General features: G+C 71.6%; 18 protein-coding genes. 11 read left to right on the top strand and 7 right to left on the bottom strand.

Annotated elements, in window-relative coordinates; translation table 11 throughout:
* Positions 1-84 precede the first annotated feature (84 nt).
* Both DFI_RS06505 and DFI_RS06500 read right to left on the bottom strand, forming a co-directional pair.
* Complete coding sequence (locus tag DFI_RS06505; RefSeq protein ID WP_244940339.1) at positions 85-942, bottom strand: hypothetical protein; 858 nt, start codon at positions 940-942, stop codon at positions 85-87.
* A complete protein-coding gene (locus tag DFI_RS06500; RefSeq protein ID WP_027462587.1) occupies positions 939-1,481 on the bottom strand; it encodes a gamma carbonic anhydrase family protein in 543 nt (180 codons plus the stop codon). Before DFI_RS06500 ends, DFI_RS06505 begins: the two co-directional genes overlap by 4 nt.
* A gap of 379 nt (positions 1,482-1,860) precedes the next feature.
* Here DFI_RS06500 and rpsB point away from each other — a divergent pair, with 379 nt between their 5' ends.
* From rpsB to DFI_RS06465, 7 genes are all read left to right on the top strand, one after another.
* A complete protein-coding gene (rpsB, locus tag DFI_RS06495; RefSeq protein WP_027462586.1) occupies positions 1,861-2,607 on the top strand; it encodes a 30S ribosomal protein S2 in 747 nt (248 codons plus the stop codon).
* A 116-nt stretch (positions 2,608-2,723) separates the two neighbouring features.
* Complete coding sequence (gene tsf, locus DFI_RS06490) at positions 2,724-3,521, top strand: translation elongation factor Ts (protein WP_022802128.1); 798 nt, start codon at positions 2,724-2,726, stop codon at positions 3,519-3,521.
* Positions 3,522-3,675: 154 nt separating this feature from the next.
* A complete protein-coding gene (gene pyrH / locus DFI_RS06485) occupies positions 3,676-4,383 on the top strand; it encodes a UMP kinase (protein ID WP_022802129.1) in 708 nt (235 codons plus the stop codon).
* A 156-nt stretch (positions 4,384-4,539) separates the two neighbouring features.
* Positions 4,540-5,091 carry a ribosome recycling factor gene (gene frr / locus DFI_RS06480; protein ID WP_027462585.1) on the top strand — a complete coding sequence of 184 codons (552 nt, stop codon included), beginning with the start codon at positions 4,540-4,542 and terminating at the stop codon, positions 5,089-5,091.
* Positions 5,092-5,137: 46 nt separating this feature from the next.
* Positions 5,138-5,968, top strand: coding sequence for a phosphatidate cytidylyltransferase (locus DFI_RS06475; RefSeq protein WP_022802131.1), 831 nt, complete (start codon positions 5,138-5,140; stop codon positions 5,966-5,968).
* 121 nt (positions 5,969-6,089) lie between these two features.
* The gene (dxr, locus tag DFI_RS06470; RefSeq protein WP_027462584.1) at positions 6,090-7,262 is read left to right on the top strand and encodes a 1-deoxy-D-xylulose-5-phosphate reductoisomerase; all 1,173 of its coding nucleotides are present in this window, start codon (positions 6,090-6,092) and stop codon (positions 7,260-7,262) included.
* Positions 7,259-8,377: a M50 family metallopeptidase gene (locus DFI_RS06465; RefSeq protein WP_027462583.1), complete on the top strand. Its 1,119-nt coding sequence runs from the start codon at positions 7,259-7,261 to the stop codon at positions 8,375-8,377. Before dxr ends, DFI_RS06465 begins: the two co-directional genes overlap by 4 nt.
* 8 nt (positions 8,378-8,385) lie before the next feature.
* Here DFI_RS06465 and alr read toward each other — a convergent pair whose 3' ends face one another.
* Complete coding sequence (alr, locus tag DFI_RS06460; protein ID WP_027462582.1) at positions 8,386-9,453, bottom strand: alanine racemase; 1,068 nt, start codon at positions 9,451-9,453, stop codon at positions 8,386-8,388.
* A 136-nt stretch (positions 9,454-9,589) separates the two neighbouring features.
* Between alr and DFI_RS06455 the strand changes: the two genes are divergently transcribed.
* Positions 9,590-11,563 (top strand): hypothetical protein, encoded by a 1,974-nt coding sequence (locus DFI_RS06455; protein ID WP_027462581.1) that lies wholly within the window; start codon positions 9,590-9,592, stop codon positions 11,561-11,563.
* A 38-nt stretch (positions 11,564-11,601) separates the two neighbouring features.
* On the top strand, positions 11,602-12,075 hold the full coding sequence (locus DFI_RS06450) for a hypothetical protein (RefSeq protein WP_022802135.1): 474 nt from the start codon (positions 11,602-11,604) through the stop codon (positions 12,073-12,075).
* Between the two features lie 18 nt (positions 12,076-12,093).
* Here the strand turns inward: DFI_RS06450 and DFI_RS06445 are convergent, their stop codons facing one another.
* The 4 genes from DFI_RS06445 to DFI_RS06430 all read right to left on the bottom strand — a co-directional run bounded on the left by DFI_RS06445 (position 12,094) and on the right by DFI_RS06430 (position 16,026).
* A complete protein-coding gene (locus tag DFI_RS06445; RefSeq protein ID WP_051307646.1) occupies positions 12,094-12,804 on the bottom strand; it encodes an ABC transporter ATP-binding protein in 711 nt (236 codons plus the stop codon).
* Positions 12,804-13,964, bottom strand: a complete 1,161-nt coding sequence (locus DFI_RS06440; RefSeq protein WP_022802137.1) for an ABC transporter permease — start codon at positions 13,962-13,964, stop codon at positions 12,804-12,806. Before DFI_RS06440 ends, DFI_RS06445 begins: the two co-directional genes overlap by 1 nt.
* Positions 13,965-14,033: 69 nt before the next feature.
* Positions 14,034-15,458 carry a hypothetical protein gene (locus tag DFI_RS06435; protein WP_027462579.1) on the bottom strand — a complete coding sequence of 475 codons (1,425 nt, stop codon included), beginning with the start codon at positions 15,456-15,458 and terminating at the stop codon, positions 14,034-14,036.
* Between the two features lie 79 nt (positions 15,459-15,537).
* Positions 15,538-16,026, bottom strand: a complete 489-nt coding sequence (locus DFI_RS06430) for a M67 family metallopeptidase (protein ID WP_081425807.1) — start codon at positions 16,024-16,026, stop codon at positions 15,538-15,540.
* A gap of 67 nt (positions 16,027-16,093) precedes the next feature.
* Between DFI_RS06430 and DFI_RS06425 the strand changes: the two genes are divergently transcribed.
* Entirely contained in the window at positions 16,094-19,261 is a 3,168-nt protein-coding gene (locus DFI_RS06425; RefSeq protein WP_027462577.1) for a DNA translocase FtsK, read from the top strand.
* A gap of 269 nt (positions 19,262-19,530) precedes the next feature.
* Positions 19,531-21,210, top strand: a complete 1,680-nt coding sequence (locus DFI_RS06420) for a fasciclin domain-containing protein (protein ID WP_244940338.1) — start codon at positions 19,531-19,533, stop codon at positions 21,208-21,210.
* Positions 21,211-21,229: the final 19 nt, after the last annotated feature.

Genomic DNA, 21,229 nt, shown 5'->3' with positions numbered 1-21,229 from the left:
CGTCAATAGGCCGCCCGGCCTATCCCAGATCAAACGAGAACACCCCGCCCATCGGGACGGGGCTTGGAACGCTGTCCGTGAGGCCTAGCCCTCGCGGATGCAGCCACTTTTCAGGAAGTCCTGCACCAGCGGTTCCAGGTCGTGCAGGGCCACGTCCGAGCGCATCGCGTACTCCGCGGGCGAGAGCTTCTCGTTGATCGCCTGAAGGAACAGCAACCCCGGCTGCCCGTGCTGCGCGCGGAACGACTGGTGCACGCTGGTGATGGCGTTCAGGGCGTCGCGGCCCCGCAGAGTCAGGGTGTACTGGTGGTGGGCCCAGCCGGCCAGGCTGCGCGGCAGGATCAGCGTCTGCGGGCGCAGCGGCGCGGGGAAGGCGCCCTCGTACGGCAGCGTGCTGGGCATGGTGGCCACGATCTCCCCGCGCGCGTAGAAGATCGCGCCGGTGGGGCGGGCGTGCAGGCCGGTGAAGTCCTCGGTGAGGTTGAACTTCCACGCCCGCGACCCGATGCCGCTCAGGACGTGCGCCAGGACCGCGTCCAGCGGGTAGGCGCTGATGGCGGCGCCCTGCTCGTACAGGCTGAGCAGCTCGCCCAGCGCCTGTTCGCCGGTGGCGCTGGCGGCGGCGGCAGTCACGGTGCGGCCCTCGAACACCAGCACGTACGCGCTCTGGTCACCCAGCACGGCGTGCAGGTACCCGAACCAACCTTCCTCGTGCAGGTACTTCAGGAAGGCGTGCAGGTCGCAGAAGTGCTGCGTGAGGCCCTGGTGGGAGGGCGCGGCGTGCGGCAGGAACCGGGCCAGGAACGGCGCGGCGTTCGGGAACATCGGCGTGAGTTCCGGCACGAGTTCCGCGAGTTCCTCGCTGCCCTCCGGCGGGCCGGGCGGCAGCGGAGCGCGGCGGCTCGGCGGCGGGGTGCCGGCGCGGCCGTGGTCCTCCGTCACGCCTCCTCCAGCCGGGGGCGGGCGGGCTCCGGGTCGGGCAGGCGGGTCAGGCCCTGGGCGTACCGGGCGGAGTTCTGCACGTACCGCTGCGCGTTCCCGGCGCCGGGCGCGGGCCGCACGACGCGGGCGGGCACGCCCACGGCGAGCATGCCGTCGGGCACGTGGGCGCCTTCGGGCAGCAGCGCGCCGGCCCCCAGCATCGCCCCGGCACCCAGGCTGGAGCCGCTGAGCATCACGGCGCCCATGCCGACCAGGCTGCCGGGCCCGCAGGTGGCGCCGTGCACGATGGCGCGGTGCCCGACGGTGACGTGCTCGGTCAGGACGCAGGGCCAGCCAGCGTCGGTGTGGAGGACCGCGCCGTCCTGCACGTTGCAGCCGGGGCCGACCGTGACGGGTTCCAGGTCGCCGCGCAGCACCGCGCCGAACCACACGCTGGCGTTCTCGGCCACGGTGACCTGGCCGATCACGTCGGCACTCGGGGCGATGAACGCGGTGGGGTGAATGTGGGGCCTGAACCCGTCCAGGGCGTAGCGCGGCATGAGCAGAGTCCTCCGTGGGTGCCCGCCTGTCCTTCCCGTGCGGGTCCGGGCGCCGGCGTGTGGGCCGGCAGGTTCGGGCCGCCCCTAGGGGACGCGGAACAGTGTTGAACTGCGGCACAGATTAGCATGAGTCCCCGGTTAAGGCAGGGTCAGGTGGCGCCCGCCGGCGGGCCGTCGGGGGTGGGATGCCGCCGCCGGGGAGCGCGTGGGCCCGTGCAGGTCCGGCGGCGTTCATGTATACTTTCTGTTTGGGTGTCCCCTGTGACCCGCTGCGCGCGCTGGAGCGTCGCGCGCCGCCTGGCCGAGATCGCGTCACAACCTGACGCCGGGCTGGCACGGGGCCGGCAAACTCTTCCCACTTCAACGCTCAGGAGTCCCCATGTCGTACATCAGCATGAAGCAGCTGCTCGAAGCGGGCGTGCACTTCGGTCACGAAACCAAGCGCTGGAACCCCAAGTTCAAGCGGTTCATCTTCGCCGAGCGCAACGGCATCTTCATCATCGACCTGCAGAAGACCCTCAAGCAGGTCGACCGCAGCTTCGACTACATCAAGGACCTCGCCGAGCGCGGCGGCGTCATCCTGTTCGTCGGCACCAAGAAGCAGGCCCAGGAGATCGTGGAACTCGAAGCGCGCCGCACCGGCATGCCCTTCGTCACCAGCCGCTGGCTCGGCGGGATGCTCACGAACTTCAAGACCATGCGCACCCGCATCGACCGCCTGAACGAACTGGACGACATGTTCGAGACCGGCCGCATCAACGACCGCCTGAAGGCCGAGCGCATCCAGCTGGCCGCCGAGCGCGAGCGCCTGCAGCGCTTCGTGGGCGGCATCCGCAAGATGACCCGCCTGCCCGACGCGATCTTCGTGGTGGACCCCACCAAGGAAGTCATCGCCGTGCAGGAAGCCAACAAGCTGGGCATCCCCGTGATCGCCCTGGCCGACACCGACAGTGACCCGGACGTCATCGACTACATCGTGCCCGGCAACGACGACGCGATCCGCAGCATCCAGCTGATCACCCACCGCATCGGCGACCTGCTCGTCGAAGCGCGCGGCGGCGGCGAGGACGTCGGCGCGGCCCAGGCCGAGCAGACCGCCGAAGACAGCGACACCGCCGAAGCCTGAACCCGCACCGGCACGGGGGCGAGGTCCGGCAGCGTTCCGAACCCGCCCCCGGTGCCTGAACCGCATCCCCAAGTCAGCCCCGGCTGACTGCCAATCCACTCTCTGGAGGTCCCACCATGATGGAATCGATCAAGAAACTGCGCGAAATGACCGGCGCGGGCATGATGGACGTGAAAAAGGCCCTGGCCGACGCCGAAGGCAGCGAGGACAAGGCCATTGCCCTGCTGCGCGAGCGCGGCATCGCCAAGGCCGTGAAGAAGGGTGACCGCGAGGCCAAGGAAGGCATCGTGCGCTTCGTGGTGGACGGCAACCGCGCCGCCATCGTGGAAGTGAACAGCGAGACCGACTTCGTGGCCCGCAACAGCGACTTCCAGGCCATGGTCGAGAAGCTTGCCCAGGCTGCCCTGGAAGCCAAGACCAGCGACCTCGAGACCTTCAAGGCCTTCAGCTACGAAGGGGAAGGCGTGGGCGAACTCGTCGCCGCCGCCGCCGGCCGCATCGGCGAGAACATCGTCCTGAACCGCGTCGCCTACCTGGAAGGCAGCAACGTGGCCGGGTACGTGCACAGCAACGGCAAGATCGGCGTGCTGGTGGACCTGGACGGCGGCGACACCGCCAAGGCCAAGGACGTCGCCCTGCACGTGGCCGCCGAGCGCCCCCAGTTCCTCAGCCGCGACGAGGTGAACAGCAGCGACATCGAGAAGGAGCGCGAGATCCTCACGAACAAGGCGCTGAACGAGGGCAAACCCCAGCAGATCGTCGAGAAGATCGTCGAAGGGCAGATCGGCAAGTTCTACCAGGACAAGGTCCTGCCCGAGCAGACCTTCGTGAAAGACGGCAGCCTGACCGTCGCCAAGTACCTGGGCGACGCGACCGTGAAACGCTTCGTGCGCTTCGAGGTCGGCGCGCAGTAAGGACACCGGCGGGGCCACCTGAACTCAGGTGCGCCCCGCTTCCCTGCGCAGAGCCGCCGCCCCAACCCAGGCTCGACACTTCCCCCGGCGGCCCCAGGCACGCCGGGCATTTCACGGCCCCAGTGCCGCCTCCCCAGACTTTCAGAGGTTCTGCATGTTCAAACGCGTTCTGCTCAAGCTCTCCGGCGAGTTTCTCGCCAACGAGAACGGCTTCGGCATCAACCCCGAAACGACCGCCCAGCTCGCCCGGCGGATCATCACCGCGCTGGAGGGCTCGGACGTGGAACTGGCCGTCGTCATCGGCGGCGGCAACCTCTGGCGCGGCGCCCGCAACGGCCAGGGCATGGACCCCGCCACCGCGGACTACATCGGCATGCTGGGCACCGTCATGAACGCCATGGCCCTCCAGGACGCCATGGAACGCTGCGGGAAGCCCACGCGCGTCATGACCGCCATCCAGATGGCCGCGGTGGCCGAGCCGTACATCCGCCGCCGCGCCATCCGGCACCTGGAAAAAGGCCGCGTGGTGATCCTGGGCGGTGGGAACGGCGCACCCTTCTTCACCACCGACACCACCAGCACCCTGCGCGCGCTGGAAATCGGCGCGGACGTGGTGCTGATGGCGAAGAACGCGGTGGACGGCGTGTACGACAGCGACCCCCGCAAGAACCCGGACGCGAAGTTCATCGAGCAGGCCACGCACCTGGAGGTGGTGGAGCGGCGCCTGGAAGTCATGGACGCCACCGCCCTGACGCTGTGCATGGACAAGAACCTGCCCATCGTGGTCTTCGACCTGTTCCAGGACGGCAACCTCGAACGCCTCTTCCGCGGCGAGCGCGTCGGGACCCTGATCCAGAGCTGAGCCCAAGGGGCCGCGGCGGGCGGGAGCGGCAGCGGCCGCCCCGCCCGCCCACGCATTCCAGCCCGGCCGGCCAGACCGTGTGGGAATGCACTAAACTCGCGCGAGTGCCCCGTCCCACCCGCACCCGGGTGGAATACTGGGGAAGGAGAGACAACCATGGCTGACATGAAACACATTCAGGCGGACACCCGCGAGAAAATGACGAAGGCCATCGAGGCGCTGGAGAACAACCTGTCGGTGCTGCGCACCGGCCGCGCCAACCCCGGCATCCTGAAAAAGATCGTGGTCGAGTACTACGGCTCGCAGGTGCCGATCGATCAGGTGGCGAGCATCTCCACGCCGGACGCCCGCACGCTGGTCATCACGCCCTGGGACCGTGGGGCGCTGGCGCCCATCGAGCGCGCCATCCGCGACAGCGACCTGGGCCTGAACCCCAACAACAAGGGCGACACTATCTTCATCAGCCTGCCCATGCTGACCGAGGAGCGCCGCAAGGACCTCGTGAAGAACGCCAAGAACTACGCCGAGGACGCCCGCATCGCCGTGCGCAACATCCGCAAGCACGCCATGGACGAGGTCAAGAAGGTCGAGGGCATCGGGGACGACGACATCAAGCGCGGCGAGGTGGAGGTGCAGAAGATCACCGACGACTTCGTGGCGAGGGTGGACGCGGTCTTCCACAAGAAGGAGCAGGAAATCCTCGGGTGAGGTCCCGCCCGAACACGCGAAAAAGCAGGCAAGGCCCGGGTGACCTGTGGAGACGCTGAGCACCCGCGTCACCACCGCCGTCGTGGGGTTCGCGCTCCTGAGCCTGATCGTGTGGCTGGGCGCCCCCGCGATGGTGCCGGCGCTGATCCTGCTGACCGGCTTCGGCCTGTACGAGTACGTGCGGATGCTGGACGGCAACGACATCGACGTGCGCCGCATCTCGCTGGGCGTGTTCGGGGTGGCGCTGATCATCGCCAGCCTGCCCATGTGGCCGCAGGCGCCCTGGCCGGGTGGCTCGTGGCGCGAGGCGGTCCTGACGGTCGCCGTGGGGTACCTGCTGGTGATGGAGGTCATCAACCCCGGGGAGAGGCCTCTGGAGCGTGTGGTGTACAGCGTGTTCGGGCTGCTGTACGTCCCGTGGCTGCTGGGGTACTTCCTGATGCTGCGTTACACCCCGGACGCCGACAAGGGCCTGCTGTACTTCGCGCTGCCGCTGCTGGCGACCTTCGCGGCCGACATCGGCGGGTTTTTCAGCGGGTACTACTTCGGGAAGCGCAAGCTCGCGCCGGAGGTCAGCCCCGGCAAGACCGTGGAGGGCGCCATCGGGGGGCTGCTGCTGAGCTTCCTGGTCGTGCTCGCCATGACGCAGCTGGCGCAGATCTGGACGCCGTTCGTCGCGCTGCTGTACTCGGTGCTGGTCGCCAGCGCCAGCCAGCTCGGGGATCTGTCCGAGAGCCTGATCAAGCGCGCGCTGCACACCAAGGACAGCGGCACCAGCCTGCCCGGGCACGGCGGGTTCCTGGACCGCCTGGACAGCCTGCTGTTCGCGGTGCCGGCCACGTACCTGTTCCTGCACATCAGCCTCACGTCGCCCTAGACGGGCGGGCCCCCCTGACGCCGCGTTCATTGTGAGCGCGGCGTTCGTCCTGCCCGTGTGGGCCCGTATGCTGGGGCGCAATGACGATCAAGGCACCACAGCGGCAAGGCAGGGTCTCGGCGTGAGGGTCACGGTTCTGGGCAGCACGGGCAGTATCGGCACGCAGGCGCTGGACGTGATCCGCGAACGCGGGTGGAGCGTGGCGGCCCTGGCGGCCGGCCGGAATCTGGACCGGCTGGAAGCGCAGGTCCGGGAATTCCGCCCGGACCTGGTGAGCGTGGACGCCGGCGTGCTGGACGCCGCCCGCGCGCGCCTGACCGGCGTGCGGGTGATCGCCGACCCGGCCGAGGCGGCCGTGCATCCGGCCGACGTGGTCGTGAACGCGATGAGCGGCCTGATCGGCCTGTCCCCCACCCGCGCGGCCCTGGAGGCCGGGCAGGCGGTCGCGCTGGCGACGAAGGAGGCCATGGTCACCGCCGGCGGGCTGATGTGGGAGGCGGCGGCTCGCGGCGGGGGCCGGGTGGTGCCGGTGGATTCCGAGCACACCGGCGTGTACCAGTGCCTGACCGGCGAGGACGTGCGGGACGTGGCCGAGATCATCCTGACGGCGTCCGGCGGGCCGTTCCGGGACGGACCCGCGGACCTGAGCGGGGTCACGGCCGAGCAGGCGCTCAAACACCCGAACTACGCGATGGGCCCGAAGGTCACCATCGACAGTTCCACCCTGCTGAACAAGGGGCTGGAGGTGATCGAGTGCGCCTCGCTGTACGGCCTGCCGCCAGCGCAGGTGCAGGTGGCGGTGCACCCGCAGCAGTGGATTCACGCGGCCGTGCGCTTCCGCGACGGCAGCCTGAAAGCGCAGTTCGGCCCGACCGACATGCGCCTGCCCATCGCGTACGCCATGGACGCCGCCCCCACCGGCATGCAGCGGCCCGGGGACGTGCGCGGCGCCCGGCGCGGCCCGGAGGTCAGCGGGCACCTGGGCTGGCCGATGCGCGGCACCTGGGAATTCCGCGACCCGGACTTCGGGCGCTTTCCCTGCCTGGGGCTCGCCTACCGCGCCGGGGAGGCCGGCGGCCTGGCCCCGGTGGCGCTGAACGCCGCGGACGAGGTGGCCGTGGACGCCTTCCTGGCCGGGCAGATCGGGTACCTGGACATCCCCCGCCTGATCGAGGGCGTGCTGGACGAGACGCCGGCCGGCACGCTGAGCTGGGATGCGATCACCGAGACGGACGCCTGGGCCCGCACCCGCACCACCGAACGGGCCGCGGCGTTGCAGCGGGGCCGGCCATGAATCCCTTTCAGGGGTTCGCGGCGGCCCTCACGCCCTCGGGGCTGCTGTGGACGGTGCTGATCCTGGGCGCCGCGACGTTCCTGCACGAGCTGGCGCACTACGCGCTGGCCCGCTGGCAGGGCGTGGGCGTGAAGTCCTTCAGCGTGGGCATGGGGCCCATCCTGCTGCGCCGCGAGTGGCGCGGCACGCAGTGGCGGATCAGCCTGCTGCCGCTGGGCGGGTACGTGGAGATCGACGGCATGGCCCCGCAGCCGGACGCGGACGGCGTGCCGCGCGCACCCACCACCGGCTTCGCGCGCCTGCCGGCCGCCGGGAAGGTCGCGGTGCTGCTGGCCGGCCCGCTGATGAACCTGCTGCTGGGTCTGGGCCTGATGACGGGCCTGTTCATGGGCCAGGGCTTGCCCGTGCCGGACCGCGTGCACATCGAGGCGGTCGTGGCCGGGTCCCGCGCCGAGGCGCTGGGCCTGAAACCCGGGGACGTGATCACCGCCATCGACGGACAGGACCTGCCGGACCGCGCCACCGTGAACGGGCAGGAGATCGCCGGGTGGGAAACCGTGCGCGAGGTCCTGAAGACGCCCGGCCCGCACGTGTTCACGCTGGACCGCGCGGGGCAGCCGCAGCGCGTGACCTTCGACTGGCGGCCGACCGTGAACGGCGAGCGGCAGTTGCTGGGCATCCAGTACGGCCCGGACTCCCGGCGGGCGGGCCTGGCCGAGGCGGTCAGCACGTCCGTGAGCAGTACCGTGCAGGTCGTGCCGCAGGTGCTGGCGGCCTTCGGGAACCTGTTCAAGCGTTTCTTCACGCTGGACCTCAGCCGGGACCAGAACGTGAGCGGGCCCATCGGCACGGCCGAGATCGTGAGTCAGGCCGCGGCCGCCAGCCCCTGGGCGCTGGTGCAGGTGGCGATCATGCTGAACCTGTCCCTGGCGTTCTTCAACCTGCTGCCGATTCCCGGGCTCGACGGCGGGCGGATCCTGCTCGTGCTGCTGGGCGCCGTAAAGGGCCGGCCGCTCACGCACGAGCAGGAGAACGCGATCAACTTCATGGGGTTCGCGTTCGTGATGCTGCTCATGCTGTTCGTCGTCGTGCGGGACGTCGTCACGCGCCTGTAGGGGCCGCGTCAGTCCACCAGCACGCGCTCCACGCGGTTGCCCACGCCGGTCAGGACCTCGTACTCGTTCGTGCCGCCCCAGGCGGCCACATCCGAAACCGTGACGCCGCCCTCGCCCCAGAATTCCACCCAGTCCCCGATCTGCACGTCCAGGCCAGTCACGTCCACCATGCACTGGTCCATGCAGATGCGGCCCAGCACCGGCCGGCGCTCCCCGGCCACGGTCACCTGGGCCTTCAGGGTGGCGTTGCGGGGGTAGCCGTCGGCGTACCCCACGCCCACGGTCGCCACGCGGGTGGGCCGCTCGGCGCGCCACAGGTTGCCGTAACTGACGGTCTCGCCCATCTCCGCGGTGCGCAGGGCGGTGACGCGCGCCCGCAGGGTCATCACCGGCCGCAGGGGCACAACGCCTGCAAGATGCGGGGGCACGAAGCCGTAACTGGCGAGGCCGGGCCGTGCGAGGCTCATGCCGGGCAGCGCGCCGTAACTGAGGACCGCGCCGCCGTTCGCGCAGTGCGCCAGTACGGGGGGCAGCTGCGCCAGCACCCCCTGGAAGCGCCGGAGCTGCTCGTCGGCGAAGCTCAGATCCTCCTCGTCCGCAGTGGCGAAGTGGGTGTAGGCGCCTTCCAGCAGCCCGCGTTCGGCGAGGCGGCGGCCCACCTGCACCGCCAGGTCCGGCCGGGCGCCCAGGCGGTTCATGCCGGTGTCCACCTTCAGGTGCGCGCGGGCGTTCGCGGGAAGGGCCTCGGCCTCCTCCAGCGTGGCGACCGGCAGGCGCACGCCCAGGTCCGCCAGCAGCGGCAGCTCGTCCGGGGTGGGCGGCGTGAGCAGCACGATGGGCGTGCCGGGGTTCACGGCGGCGACCTCGGCGGCCTCCAGCGGCACTGACACCGCCAGCCCCCACACGCCGGGGTGCACGGCCGCGATCTGCGAGATCAGGTGCTCGCCGTGCCCGTAGGCGTTGGCCTTGACGGGCAGCAGCAGTTTCGCGCCGGCCCGGGCGGCCAGGACGGTGAGGTTGTGGGTCAGGGCGGAGGCGGAAATGCGGGCTTCGGCACGCGACTGCAGGGGGCTCATGGGTGGCGCCATGCTACGCCCACCTCCCGGCCGGGGCCGCACGCCGCCCAGACACCTGGGGGCCTGCGCGCCAGGCCCGGCCCGCCTGTCCAGGCCTGTTCCAGCCCGCGCAGACGCATGTTATGTTCGGGTGAGCATGCTGAACTTCTCCTTCCCGCGGTCCCCCCGCCCGGCCCTGGTTCTCTCGGCGGCGCTGCTGGGCGCCGGCCTGCTGACGCCGGGCGCCTCGGCGCAGACGGGCGGCGTGCTGCCCCTGGTGTCGGTGGGGCAGAAGTGGCCGCAGGCGCAGGAAACCTACGTGATCCGCGTCACTGCGCAGGACGCGGCCAGATCCGTGGGCCTGGAGGTGTACTCCCCGACCTTCAACCTCGCCGACTACGCCGACGGGCGGCGCGGCGCCGGGTACTTCGGGGACGAGCGCTACAACCAGCAGGACCAGATGGAGACGACCTTCACGCTGGTCGGCCCGGCCGGCACGGTCGTGGAACGCCGCTTCGGCATGAACCGCGAGCACACCTGGGAGAGCCTGTACGCCGGGCCCCTGCCCGCCGGGACGTACACCCTGAAGGTCACCACCCGCGGCGACGGAAAGAACTCGTTCGCGCTGCGCACCGCCGCGCCCTTCGCGCTGGAGACCAGCGACTTTTCCGTGAACGCCCGCGACACCGAGCAGACGCCCCTGCTGGCCGCGCGGCTGCTCATCACGCCCGACTGGATCGGGAAGACCCTGAGCCTGCAGAACTACGACCTGGACGGCCCCCGCGAGGCGGAAACCTGGGCGGTGCAGCCGGGCGGCGCGCGCGTGAACCTCACGCCCAGCGACAACGGCAAGACCGCCGCCGACAAGTTCCCGATCACCGCGGCGCTGGTCGGGGAGTGGCAGGTGTTCATCCGGGTGCTGCCCACCACGAAGCAGTACAGCAACGCCATCCGGTACTCGTTCCGCATGAACGACGCGCCCTTCCCCGCGCGGGTGGGGGGCTTCACGCCGCCCGCCGACCTGAAGCTGCTCAACCAGCTGCTGGTGGAGGTCGTGGACCCGCAGGGCCGCCCGGTGCCCGGCGCGACGTACGCCGTGATCGGTGACGGCAGCGTGAAGCCGGTCCTGCCGCCCGGCTGGCAGGCGGTCAGCAGCGCGCTGGTGCAGGGGACCGGGAACATCATCTCCCCCACCGAGGTGCGCTACCAGCCCGGGTACAACAAGGTGCGGTTCGTGGCCCGGCAGGCCGAGGGCCAGCTGGTGGTGGAGGCGGTCGCCGTATACGGCACGCAGCGCATCGCCATGCCGAACGTGCCGTTCGAGGTGGCGGGCCGCACCTTCACCACGCCCGCGACCGTGCCGCTCACGCCCGGCGACTACGCCGTGAAGCCCACCGACGTGCCCGGCAGCACGTTCACGCAGCCCGCCCCGGGTCGCGTGCCGGACGGCGGGACGGGCCGCGTGGTGATCGAGTACCGTCCCCTGACGGAGATCACGCTGAGCACGACGCCGGACGTGCTGAACGCCTGCGATCCGGCGCAGCTCGTCGCGGTGGCCAAGACGGACTTCCCGTACCGCCTGCCGGCCCGGGTGCGGCTGAACCTGCCCAGCGGCTGGAGCAGCGACTACCCCCTGGAACTCAGCGGGGAGTTCGGCGGCGGGCAGCGCCTGAACCTGAAGGTCCCGGTGCGCATCTGCCGGTCCGACACCGCCGAGGCGATCCTGGACCCCATCGACCTGCGCACGACCGGTCCGGCGCAGGTGCGCAACCCGGGCGGCGCGAACGTCACCCGGAACGTGCAGGGCGGCGGGCGCGCCAGCCTCGCCAAGAGCGTGGAGCTCGCCCCGGCCGGCACGCAGGGGTACGTGGTCACACTGGTCCTTACGGTGGACAGCACGCTGGAGAACGTGCGCCTGATCGACATGCTCCCGCAGGGCAGCGTGACCCCGGCCACGCGCGGCACCATCCAGACCCTGGAAGGGCCCAGCCTCGCCACCCTGAACCCCCGCGTGGAGGGCGACAGCATCGTGCTCACGCGCGTGATTCCGGGCCGCTACGTGCTGCGCTACACGCTGTTCACGGACCTCCCGGCCGACCGGGTGGTCACGCCGCCCGACCTGAGCTGGTGAACGCGCCACTCCTCATGGCGCGGACGTACACTGGAGGCATGCGGCGTGCCCTTCCCCTGCTCGTCCTGCTCCTGGCCGGAGTGGGACTGGTCGGGTGCGGTGACACCAGCCTGCCCGGTCCGGCGGCCGGAGACGTGCTGTCGGCGCCCACGCAGCTGAACTTCGGCGGGCGGGTCGTGCAGGTGCAGGCGCAGCCGGTGCTGGCCGCCTCACGGCTGCAGGTGACCGTCTCGCTGCGCACCCGCGCGGCGGGCCTGCCCAAGCTCACCCCGGCCGAGGTGTATGTCGTGAGCGACGGGGCGGTGTGGCAGGCGCCGCTGCGCCCGCGGCCCAGCCCGAACTGCGGGGGGCTGTGCCGCAGCGCGGTGGCCGGCGCGGCCGCCCCGGGCGTGCGGGTGGGGGAACGCGTGACGGTGGTCGTGCGGGTGCTGGACGGTCGGGGGCGTGCCTACCTGCTGCGCGGTCCGGCCGTGGCCGTGACGGCGCCGCCCGCCGCCTGGGCCCGGCCGTAACCGGCAGTCACCCTTCGCTCAGTCGGGGGTGACCACGCCGTCCCGCACGTGCAGGCGCTGATCGGCGAGCGCGGCGATGTCCGGGTCGTGGGTGATCAGCACGACCGTCCGGCCCGCCCCCGCGCTCTGCTGCAGCAGCGTCAGGATGCGCTCGCCGGTGCGGGTGTCGAGGTTCCCGGTGGGTTCGTCGGCCAGCAGGATGCCGGGGTCCCGGGCCAGCGCGCGGGCGATGGCGACGCGCTGCGCCTCACCGCCGGACAGCTGGCTGGGCAGGTGCCCGCCGCGCTGCTCCAAGCCCACCTGCGCAAGCAGCTCGCGGGCCCGGGCCTGCCGCTCGCGGGGGGGCATGCCGGCCAGCGTGAGCGGAAACTCCACGTTCTCCTGCGCGGTGAGGATGCTGACGAGGTTGTGGTTCTGGAACACGAACCCGTAGTGCGCGAGCCGGACGTCGGCGCGTGCGGCCTCGTCCAGGGCGGTGAGGTCGGTGTCGCCGATCAGGACGTGGCCGGTGGTGGGCGTGTCGAAGCCGGCCAGCAGGTTCAGCAGCGTGCTCTTGCCGCTGCCGGAGGGCCCGACCACAGCGGTCAGGCCGGGCGGGAAGGTGTGCGTGAAGGGCGCCAGGGCCTGCACCTGCCCGTCGCCGCTGGGGTAGATGCGGCTGAGGTGCTCGGCGCGCAGGGCAGCCGGGGCGGTGGGACGGGCGGCAGGCGTGAGGGTGGGTGCGGTCATCAGAGTCTCCCGAGCGCTTCGGTGATGTTCAGGCGGCTGGCGCTGCGGGCCGGCAGCAGGCCCGAGATCAGGCCGAGCAGCAGGCTGATCCCCAGCGCGAGCAACGTCAGGCGGGGTGTGAGGGCGGCCGCGTCGATTCCGGCGAGATTCTGGGTGTAGGCGTTCACCACGGCGATGCCGACCAAGCCCAGCAGCAGGCCGCCCACGCCGCCCGCCAGGGCCAGCAGCAGCGACTCGGTGAGGACCAGCGCCCGCACGAAGCCGGGCCGGGCGCCGATGGCGCGCAGCGTGCCGAACTCCCGGGTGCGTTCGTACACGCCCATCATCACGGTGTTCGCCACCGCCAGCCCGCCCACGATCAGCGCGATCAGGGAGATGCCGAAGCGCACCGCGTCACTGATCTTCATCGCGCGGTCCATGAAGCTCAGCATGTCCCCCTGCGTTTCCGCCTCCAGGTCCAGCCTCTCGGAGATCACGCCCGCGACCTCCTTCGCGCGGGCCGGCTCGCGGAGCTTCACGGCGACCAGCGACACGCGGTTCTCGGCACCCTCGGAGTCCTGCAGGGCCTTGAGGGGCAGGAAGATGAAACTGTCCGTCAGGCCCGAGCCGGGCTGCAACACGCCCACCACCTTCACCCGGCTGCGGCGGTTCAGGTTCAGGGTGCTGCCGATCTTCAGGTTCAGGTTCTCGGCGGCCTTCGCGCCGATCACGGCGACGGGCGCGGCGTCGTCGCCGGGTTGCAGCACCCGCCCGAGCTGCACGCTGGCGTTCGGGAACACGGCCGTGATGCCCTGGTCGGCCGGCAGGCCGTACAGGATCACGCTGGAGCGCGGGTCCATGCCGCCCCGCACCGCCATGACCACCGGCGTGACCCCGGTGATGCCCAGATCGGCCGGCAGGGCCCGCAACTCGTCCACGGTGCTTTCCGGAACGTTCGGGTGCAGGGACATGCCCTGAGAGAGCCCGGTCAGGCTCACCTGGATGTCCGGGCCGATCCCGCCGAGCTCCTGCGTGAACACCTTGCGGATGCCTTCCCCCAGGCTGAGGAAGATCACCATGCTGGCCACGGCGACCGTGATGCCCAGCGCGGTGAGCAGCGTGCGGACCCGCCGGCGGGTCAGGCCGCGCCAGGCGAGCTTCCAGAGGTCAGCGAACGTCATGCGCGCAGCCTAGCGCCGGGGGGCGGGCCCCGCACCGCAGGCCACCCGACAGTTCGCGGGTCGCGGGGCTCAGAACTCCATGTTCAGGAGCAGCGGCAGGGGAGGCATCTCAGGCACCGGCGGGCGGGCGCTGGCAGGACGCTCAGCGTCCGGGGCCGGCCGGTGCGGGGTCAGGCCGCCCGCCTCCTGCAACACGGTCACGGTGCCGCGGTAGGCGTCCAGGCGCACCAGAGCGCCGTCCGGCAGGGCGGCCGCGAGGTCCGCCGGGAGGGATAGGGCCGCCAGGCCTCCCTCGCGGGCCCGGCGGGCGGACGGGCCGAACGGCAGGCAGTCGGTGAGCAGCAGGCCCGCCACCGTCTCCGGGAACGGCCAGGGCCGGCGGGTGGGCGCCGGGCCGAGCAGAACCAGCGGCGGCGCGTCCAGTCCGGGAAGTTCCGGCAGCACGGCCCCGTCCCACCGCTGAAGGCGGCCGTCGCGCACGCCGGGCGCCAGGGGGGTAGCGTGCCAGCGGGTGGCGAGCCCGCCGCGCCCTTCCGTGGCCGCTTTGGGGCGGCTGGCCTCACGCCGCAGGCGGATCAGGGTCCGGACGTCCAGGGCCGCCAGGCGACCGTCGGCGGCGGCGAGCAGTTCCTCCACGCGCAGCAGCCGGACGTCCCCGGCGCGGGCCAGGGTGCCGCGGGCGGTCAGGGCCTGCCCCAGGCGCAGGGCGGCGCGCAGGGCCGCGCGGTACGTCCGCTCACGCAGCGCCTCCCAGTCCTCCAGTGCCTGCTGGTGGCGGCGGGTGTCCTGCACGAGGCTGCGGTACTGGCCGCGGCGGGCGCCGCTCAGGGTGGTGCCGGCCTGCCGGTCCGCGCGCGCGTGCAGGGCGTGCCCGGGCGTGTCTGGCCCGCCCAGGCCGCACAGCCAGTCCAGCGGCAGGGCCTCGCGCTGGTCCAGCCACTGCCTCAGTGCGGCGCCCAGCACTCCGGCGCTGAGCGCGGCGGCGAAGGGTGTCATGGTGCCCGGGTGCGTGGTCAGCACGTCGCAGGCGTGCAGGAGCCGGGCGGCCGCGTCCCGGCACTGGGGCGTCGGCGGGGCGGGCACATCCCGGGAGCGCAGAGCCGGCAGGCGCAGCAGGTCCAGGCGCAGCCGCGCGTCCGGCAGGGCGGGTTCCGGAACGGCCGCCGCCACCCCGAGCGCGGCGTGGAAGGCCACCTGCACGGGATGCTCCAGGCCCGCCGTGAGTGCGCGCAGGTGCGGGCCGTGCAGGCAGGCCCGGCCCGCGTGCACGGCGAACAGGCGTGCATGCCACCGTTCCGGATCGGTCACGCCCAGGGCGGCCGTGAGCTGCCGGGCGCGGCCTTCCACCTCCAGGCGCAGCAGGTCCAGCGCCAGGGGGGACACCCCGCGGCCCGGCACGTCGTGCAGCACCAGCCAGTCCGGGTCGGCCGGCGGGGTCGCGGGCGGGTGGGCCGGGGCCTGGGGCAGGCGGGCGGGGGTAGGGGGCAGCGTCATGCGGTGCGTTCATTGTGTTCTTCCGGCCGGGAGGGAGCAAGCGCCGCCGGGGCCTCCCCCATCGGGGGGCGTGCGCCGGTCAGGAACGCGCAGGGTCCGCCGCGATGGGCACCTCCTGACCGCCGGGCAGCAGGTGGGCACTGAGGGTGCGGCCGGGCAGGGCCGCGATGAGGTAAGGCACCGGGTAGGAGGCGAGCAGGACGTCAGTGTCGCTGGGCCGGTCCGGGCCGGCGGGGTGGCTGTGGTACAGCCCCACGAGCACCTGCCCCTGCACGGCCATGGCCTTCAGGGCGCGGACGAGGTGGCCGGGGTCCGCGAGGTACGTGCGGTCCGGGTGCGCGGCCACGTTCCCCAAGGGGTAGAGGGCGTCGGCCTGCCAGACCGGCGTGCCGTCCGGCCCTGAATGGACGACCCCGCCCAGGGCGCCCACGCATTCGCGCGGGGCTTCCCGTTCGGCGTGCGCCCAGAGGGCCTGTGCGAGCGGGCCGGGCAGGATCAGGGTGCCCCCGGCCGGTGGGGCGGGGGGCGACCCTCCGGGGTCCGGTCCGGTCGCGGGGGATTGGGGCATGAACGGCGTCATTATGCGCGGGAAACGCCCACGAGACCGCGCGGGCGGCTGGGTTACACTTGCGCACATGGCGAAGGCTCGCAGTAAAACAGCTCCTCCGGTGAGCAGGTTCGATGGAGAGGCGCTGGGTCTGGTGCTGTTCGCCCTGGGGATCTTCCTGGCGCTCACGCTGCTGCTGCCGCTGCTGGTCACATCGGCCGTGCCGGGCAGTACGCCCGCCGGCCCGATGGCGCTGATCCGGCTGGAACTGCTGCGCTGGCTGGGCTGGGGGGCGTTCATGCTGCCGGTCATCCCGGTGGCGTACGGCGTGCTGGTGTTCCTGGGGCGGGACGTGCGGAACCTCACCCGGCGGGTTCTGGGGGGCGCGGTGGTCGTGCTGGCGCTGCTGGCACTGCATGACCTGATCGAGCCGGAAGCGGCCGGGGTGCTCGCGCAGCAGGCCATGACGCCCCTGTTCCGCGCGCTGAGTTACGCGGCGGGGCTGCTGCCGCTGGTGGTCCTCACGCTGGGTCTGGAGATCATGCTGCACCTCGCGCCCCTCACGCTCGCCAAGCGCTTCTTCCGCTGGCTGAGCGGGGTGCTGGGCGGCGCGACGGAGAACGTGCAGGGCGCCATCGAGTCGCGGCAGGAAGGCCGCGAGTCCGCGCGGGCGCGCGGCGAGGCGCGCCAGGGCCTGGGCACCTACCTGAAGGAACTCGACGCGCTGCGCCGCCTGTACCCGGACGCGAAGGAACTGCGCACGCAACAGGAGGAGGTCCGCGCCGCGCAGAAGGACCTGCGGGCGCTGGACGAGGCCGGACTGAAGAACCTGGACCGGGAGCTGGCCGGCTGGCGGGACGTGACGAACACCTTCGTCGCGAACGCCGCGCGGGACCTGCGCGCGGACGTGGCCGCCGAGGCCCCGGACGCCGGCGCGGAAGCCGAGGCGGCCGCGAACGAGGTGAAGGCCGGCCGGCATGAGCTGAGCGTGGCGCTGGGCAGCACCCTGGCGAGCGCTGCGCTGGAACGCTGGCGGCGGGCGCTGGTGCTGGACGTGCAGCGCCTCGCGCAGCGCGCCGGGCGGCTGGAACGCGAGCGCAGGGCCGCCGAGAAGGCCCTGGCGAAACCGGACGCGGGCCTGCTGGGCCGCGAACTGCCCGCGCACCGGGAGCGGGCCGCCGCGTGGCGGGAGGTCGCGGAGGACTTCACGCTGTGGCGCGGCCGGGAAGCGCACTACCCGGGCTGGCCGGACCTGTGCGCGGCCTTCGACCGGGCGCCGACCGAGGTGGCTGCCGCGCTGGCCGCCGCGATCACCGCCGACCCGGACGGCACGCTGGCCGACATGGACGGCTGGCGGGCGCGGCTCTCGGAGGCGCAGGAGGAGGCCCGGCGGCGCGCCGAAGCGATGACCATCGCGGCGCCCGCCGTGCCGAGCGTGAACCTGGACTTCACCGGGCTGGGCGTGGACGCCGGGGTGGAGTGGACCGTGCAGGAGCGCGTGCCGGTGGGGGTGGGGGACGCGAATCCCCTGCCGCCCGCGGCGGTGGCCGTGCCGGCCCGCCCGAACCACGCTCCTGCTCCGATCGCACCGGTCACAGACGGCTTCGATCCCTTCGCCGACCTGGGCGAGGACGAGGACCTGCCGTTCGGCCCGGCCGCCTCTCCCCTGCCGGCGGTGCCGCAGCGGCCCGCCCCGCTGCTGGGCGCCGGAGGGGTGCAGGCGGCCAGCCCGGGCGGCAGCGCACCCTGGGAGTCCGCTGCGCCCGAGCGCCGCGCGGCCGCGGACCGGCCGGTGGGCGCCATTGATCTGGCGCTCCCCACGCCCGCGCTGCTGGACCCGGTGCCGGCCGCCGCGCTGAACACCACCGCCATGGACGTCGCGGCGCGGCAGCGGGCGGGCGTGATCGAGGAGACGTTGCGGCAGTTCAACCTGCAGGCGAAGGTCGTGGATTACGCGCGCGGCCCGACCGTCACCCGGTACGAGATCGAACCGGCCCCCGGGGAGAAGATCAGCCGGATCGCAGGGCTCGCCAACGACCTCGCGCGCGCCCTGGCGGTGGGTGGAGTGCGCGTGGAGGCGCCGGTGCCGGGCAAGAGCGTGATCGGCCTGGAAGTCCCGAATGCCGACCGGGAACCGGTGACGTTCCATCAGGCGGCTGAGGCGCCGTCCTTCCGGGCGGCGCGGGGCAAGCTGCCGGTGATTCTCGGGAAGAGCATCGACGGGGAACTGATGGTCGGGGACCTCGCGAAGATGCCGCACCTGCTGGTGGCCGGCAGCACCGGGAGCGGGAAGTCGGTGTGCGTGAACACGCTGATCACCAGCCTGCTGTTCAAGTACCTGCCGACCGAGCTGCGCTTCCTGATGATCGACCCGAAGATGGTGGAACTCACGCCGTACGACGGGATTCCGCACCTGGTGCGGCCGGTGGTCACGAACCCGGTGGACGCGGCCGGCGTGCTGCTGGGCGCGGTGGCGCACATGGAGCGGCGCTACAAGATGATGTCGCAGGTCGGCGCGAAGAACCTGGAGCAGTTCAACGCGAAGATGCGGCAGGTGGGCGAGACGGAACTCCCGCACCTCGTGATCATCATCGACGAGCTGGCGGACCTGATGATCACCAGCCCGAAGGAAGTGGAGTCCGCGATCATGCGTCTGGCGCAGATGGCCCGCGCGACCGGCATGCACCTGATCCTGGCGACGCAGCGGCCCAGCGTGGACATCCTGACCAGCCTGATCAAGGTGAACATCCCGGCGCGGATCGCGTTCGCGGTGAGCAGCAGCCACGACAGCCGCACCATCCTGGACGCCATGGGCGCCGAGCGCCTGACCGGGATGGGCGACATGCTGTTCTACCAGCCGGGTCTGGTCAAACCCCTGCGCCTGCAGGGCCCGTACATCAGCGAGGTGGAGTCCGCGCGCATCGCGGACGAGTTGCGGCGCATGGTGTTCGAGGACGCGTTCGTGGAGGCGTACGGCGCGGACTTCGAGGGTGGCATCGAGGCGAGCGGGCCTACGACCGACAAGGCCAGCATGGATTTCAGCGATCCGCTGCTGCGGCAGGCGGCGCAGATCTGCATCGAGGAAGGCCAGGGCAGCGTGTCGCGCCTGCAACGGCGCCTGAGCGTGGGGCACGCCCGAGCCGGGAAACTGATGGACCTGCTGGAGGCGATGGGCGTGGTGAGCAAGCACCAGGGCAGCAAGCCCCGCGACGTGCTGATCACGGAAGTGGACCTGCCCGAGTACTTCGGCAAGTAAGGCAGGAAGAAACGAGGGGAAGCGGCCAGTCTGCTTCCCTCACTCCTTCTTGGCAACGCATCCCCTCTGCCTCCTAACATCCTCACGCATGAGTCCGCCGTGAGTCTGTAAATAAGGTGCATTCATGTGCTTTTATCTGGTCTTACTTAAATACTTCCATCGGTTGCAATCTCATGAGGAGTGGGGAAGATTGAGGCTCGGTAACAATTTTTTACAGCTCACAGAGCAGGACCTCCTGAGGTGACCGTATGAAGAAGCAGACTGCACTGATGACCCTTGGCCTGATGCTCATCACACCCGCGCTGGCGGGTGGAGCGGGCGGCCCGGCCCCCGTGGCCCAACCTGCCGCGTGCCGCACCGTGGCGCAGATCATCGCCACCGACCCGCAGTTCAGCACCCTGAACGCCGCCGTCAGCGCCGGCGGGTACGCCGAGATGCTCAGCGGCGGCCAGGGCACCCTGTTCGCACCCACGAATGCCGCGTTCGCCAAACTGCCCAGCGACGTGCTCGCCAACGTCCTGAATGACCCGGACCTGCTTGACTCGGTTCTCACGTACCACATGCTCGGCAGCAAGATGACCGGCAAACAGCTGATGGGCATGCGCAGCGTCGCCAGCCTCGCCGGCCCCAGCCTCACGCTGAGCATGAGCGGCAACCGCCTGCGCGTGAATGGCGCCACCGTGACCCGCGCCGACATCGCCGCTTGTAACGGCGTCGTGCACGTCATCGACACGGTGCTGGTGCCTCCCGCCACGGGTGCCGCCCCCGCGCCCGCACCGGCCCCCGCTGCGGCTGCGCCCGCCGCGCCCGCTCCGGTCGTGTCCGCGCCCATCGTGATTCCGGCCACGCCGCAGCGCAGCACCACGACCACCACCACGACGACCACGACCGAAGCCCCGGCCACCACGACGACCGAGACCACCACCACGGAAACCATCACGACCGAGACCACCACCACGGAAACGGCCACCACCGAGACGACCACCGAGGTCGCCACGACGGAAACCACCGCCGAAACGGCCATGTCCTGCTACGACGTGCTGGTCGGCGACGACCGCTTCACCACGCTGCGCGACCTGCTCAGCGACGCCGGGCTCACCGAGACGATCATGACCGGCGAGTACACCATCTTCGCGCCCACTAACGCCGCCTTCGAGGCCGTGGACCCGGATCAGCTGGCCCGCCTGGCCTCCGACCCGGCCGCCCTCAAGCGGGTGCTGCAGTACCACATCCTGCCCACCCGCGTGGAGTCCGGCAGCCTCGTGAACGCCACGCCTTACACCACTGCCGACGGCGCGACCATCACCATCACCGGCAGCGGCACCGACGTGATGATCGGCGAGACCCGCGTCGAGACGACGGCAGTGACCGCCAGCAACTGCAACATCTACGCCATCGACCGCGTGCTGATGCCCGCCGACCTGGTGATCGTGGAGCCTGTCGCGGTGGAAGTGACCACCGAAACCACGCCGGCCACCACCACCGCCACCGTGACCACCACGGCGCCCGCGACGAACACCACCACGACCACCACCGTGACGGCCGCGGCCTCCTCCGTCTACGCCCGCCTGAGCGCCGACGCCCGCTTCTCCACGCTGGTCAGCCTGATCCAGGCGGCCGGTCTGGTGGACACCCTCACCACCGGTGACGTGACGATCTTCGCGCCCACCAACGACGCCTTCGCCAAGATTCCCGCCGCGACGCTGGACACCCTGAAGGCCGACCCGGCCCGCCTGCGCACCGTGCTGCTCTCGCATGTGGTGAACAGCCGCGTCACGACCACCGCGCTGGGCAGCAACACGGACCTCGTGACCGTGGGCGGCAGCACCATCCGCGTCAGCCCCCGCACTGAGGGCGGTTACCTGTTCGGCACGGCCGTGACCGAACCCACCGAGATCGGCACCGGCCTCGGGATCGTGTACGCCATCGACACCGTCATCCTGCCCTGATCGGACAGACACCCCAACG

The sequence above is a fragment of the Deinococcus ficus genome (assembly GCF_003444775.1).
Lineage (GTDB): Bacteria > Deinococcota > Deinococci > Deinococcales > Deinococcaceae > Deinococcus > Deinococcus ficus.
The sequence above is the reverse complement of the archived record's forward strand: the minus strand, read 5'-3'. Positions and strand labels throughout refer to the sequence as shown.

Excerpts from the sequence above, each read along its gene's own strand:
- DFI_RS06500 (WP_027462587.1), bottom strand. The coding sequence starts at position 1,481 with ATGCCGCGCTACGCCCTGGACGGGTTCAGGCCCCACATTCACCCCACC.
- rpsB (WP_027462586.1), top strand. The coding sequence starts at position 1,861 with ATGTCGTACATCAGCATGAAGCAGCTGCTCGAAGCGGGCGTGCACTTC.
- tsf (WP_022802128.1), top strand. The coding sequence starts at position 2,724 with ATGATGGAATCGATCAAGAAACTGCGCGAAATGACCGGCGCGGGCATG.
- pyrH (WP_022802129.1), top strand. The coding sequence starts at position 3,676 with ATGTTCAAACGCGTTCTGCTCAAGCTCTCCGGCGAGTTTCTCGCCAAC.
- frr (WP_027462585.1), top strand. The coding sequence starts at position 4,540 with ATGGCTGACATGAAACACATTCAGGCGGACACCCGCGAGAAAATGACG.
- DFI_RS06465 (WP_027462583.1), top strand. The coding sequence starts at position 7,259 with ATGAATCCCTTTCAGGGGTTCGCGGCGGCCCTCACGCCCTCGGGGCTG.
- alr (WP_027462582.1), bottom strand. The coding sequence starts at position 9,453 with ATGAGCCCCCTGCAGTCGCGTGCCGAAGCCCGCATTTCCGCCTCCGCC.
- DFI_RS06455 (WP_027462581.1), top strand. The coding sequence starts at position 9,590 with ATGCTGAACTTCTCCTTCCCGCGGTCCCCCCGCCCGGCCCTGGTTCTC.
- DFI_RS06450 (WP_022802135.1), top strand. The coding sequence starts at position 11,602 with ATGCGGCGTGCCCTTCCCCTGCTCGTCCTGCTCCTGGCCGGAGTGGGA.
- DFI_RS06445 (WP_051307646.1), bottom strand. The coding sequence starts at position 12,804 with ATGACCGCACCCACCCTCACGCCTGCCGCCCGTCCCACCGCCCCGGCT.
- DFI_RS06440 (WP_022802137.1), bottom strand. The coding sequence starts at position 13,964 with ATGACGTTCGCTGACCTCTGGAAGCTCGCCTGGCGCGGCCTGACCCGC.
- DFI_RS06435 (WP_027462579.1), bottom strand. The coding sequence starts at position 15,458 with ATGACGCTGCCCCCTACCCCCGCCCGCCTGCCCCAGGCCCCGGCCCAC.
- DFI_RS06430 (WP_081425807.1), bottom strand. The coding sequence starts at position 16,026 with ATGCCCCAATCCCCCGCGACCGGACCGGACCCCGGAGGGTCGCCCCCC.
- DFI_RS06425 (WP_027462577.1), top strand. The coding sequence starts at position 16,094 with ATGGCGAAGGCTCGCAGTAAAACAGCTCCTCCGGTGAGCAGGTTCGAT.
- DFI_RS06420 (WP_244940338.1), top strand. The coding sequence starts at position 19,531 with ATGACCCTTGGCCTGATGCTCATCACACCCGCGCTGGCGGGTGGAGCG.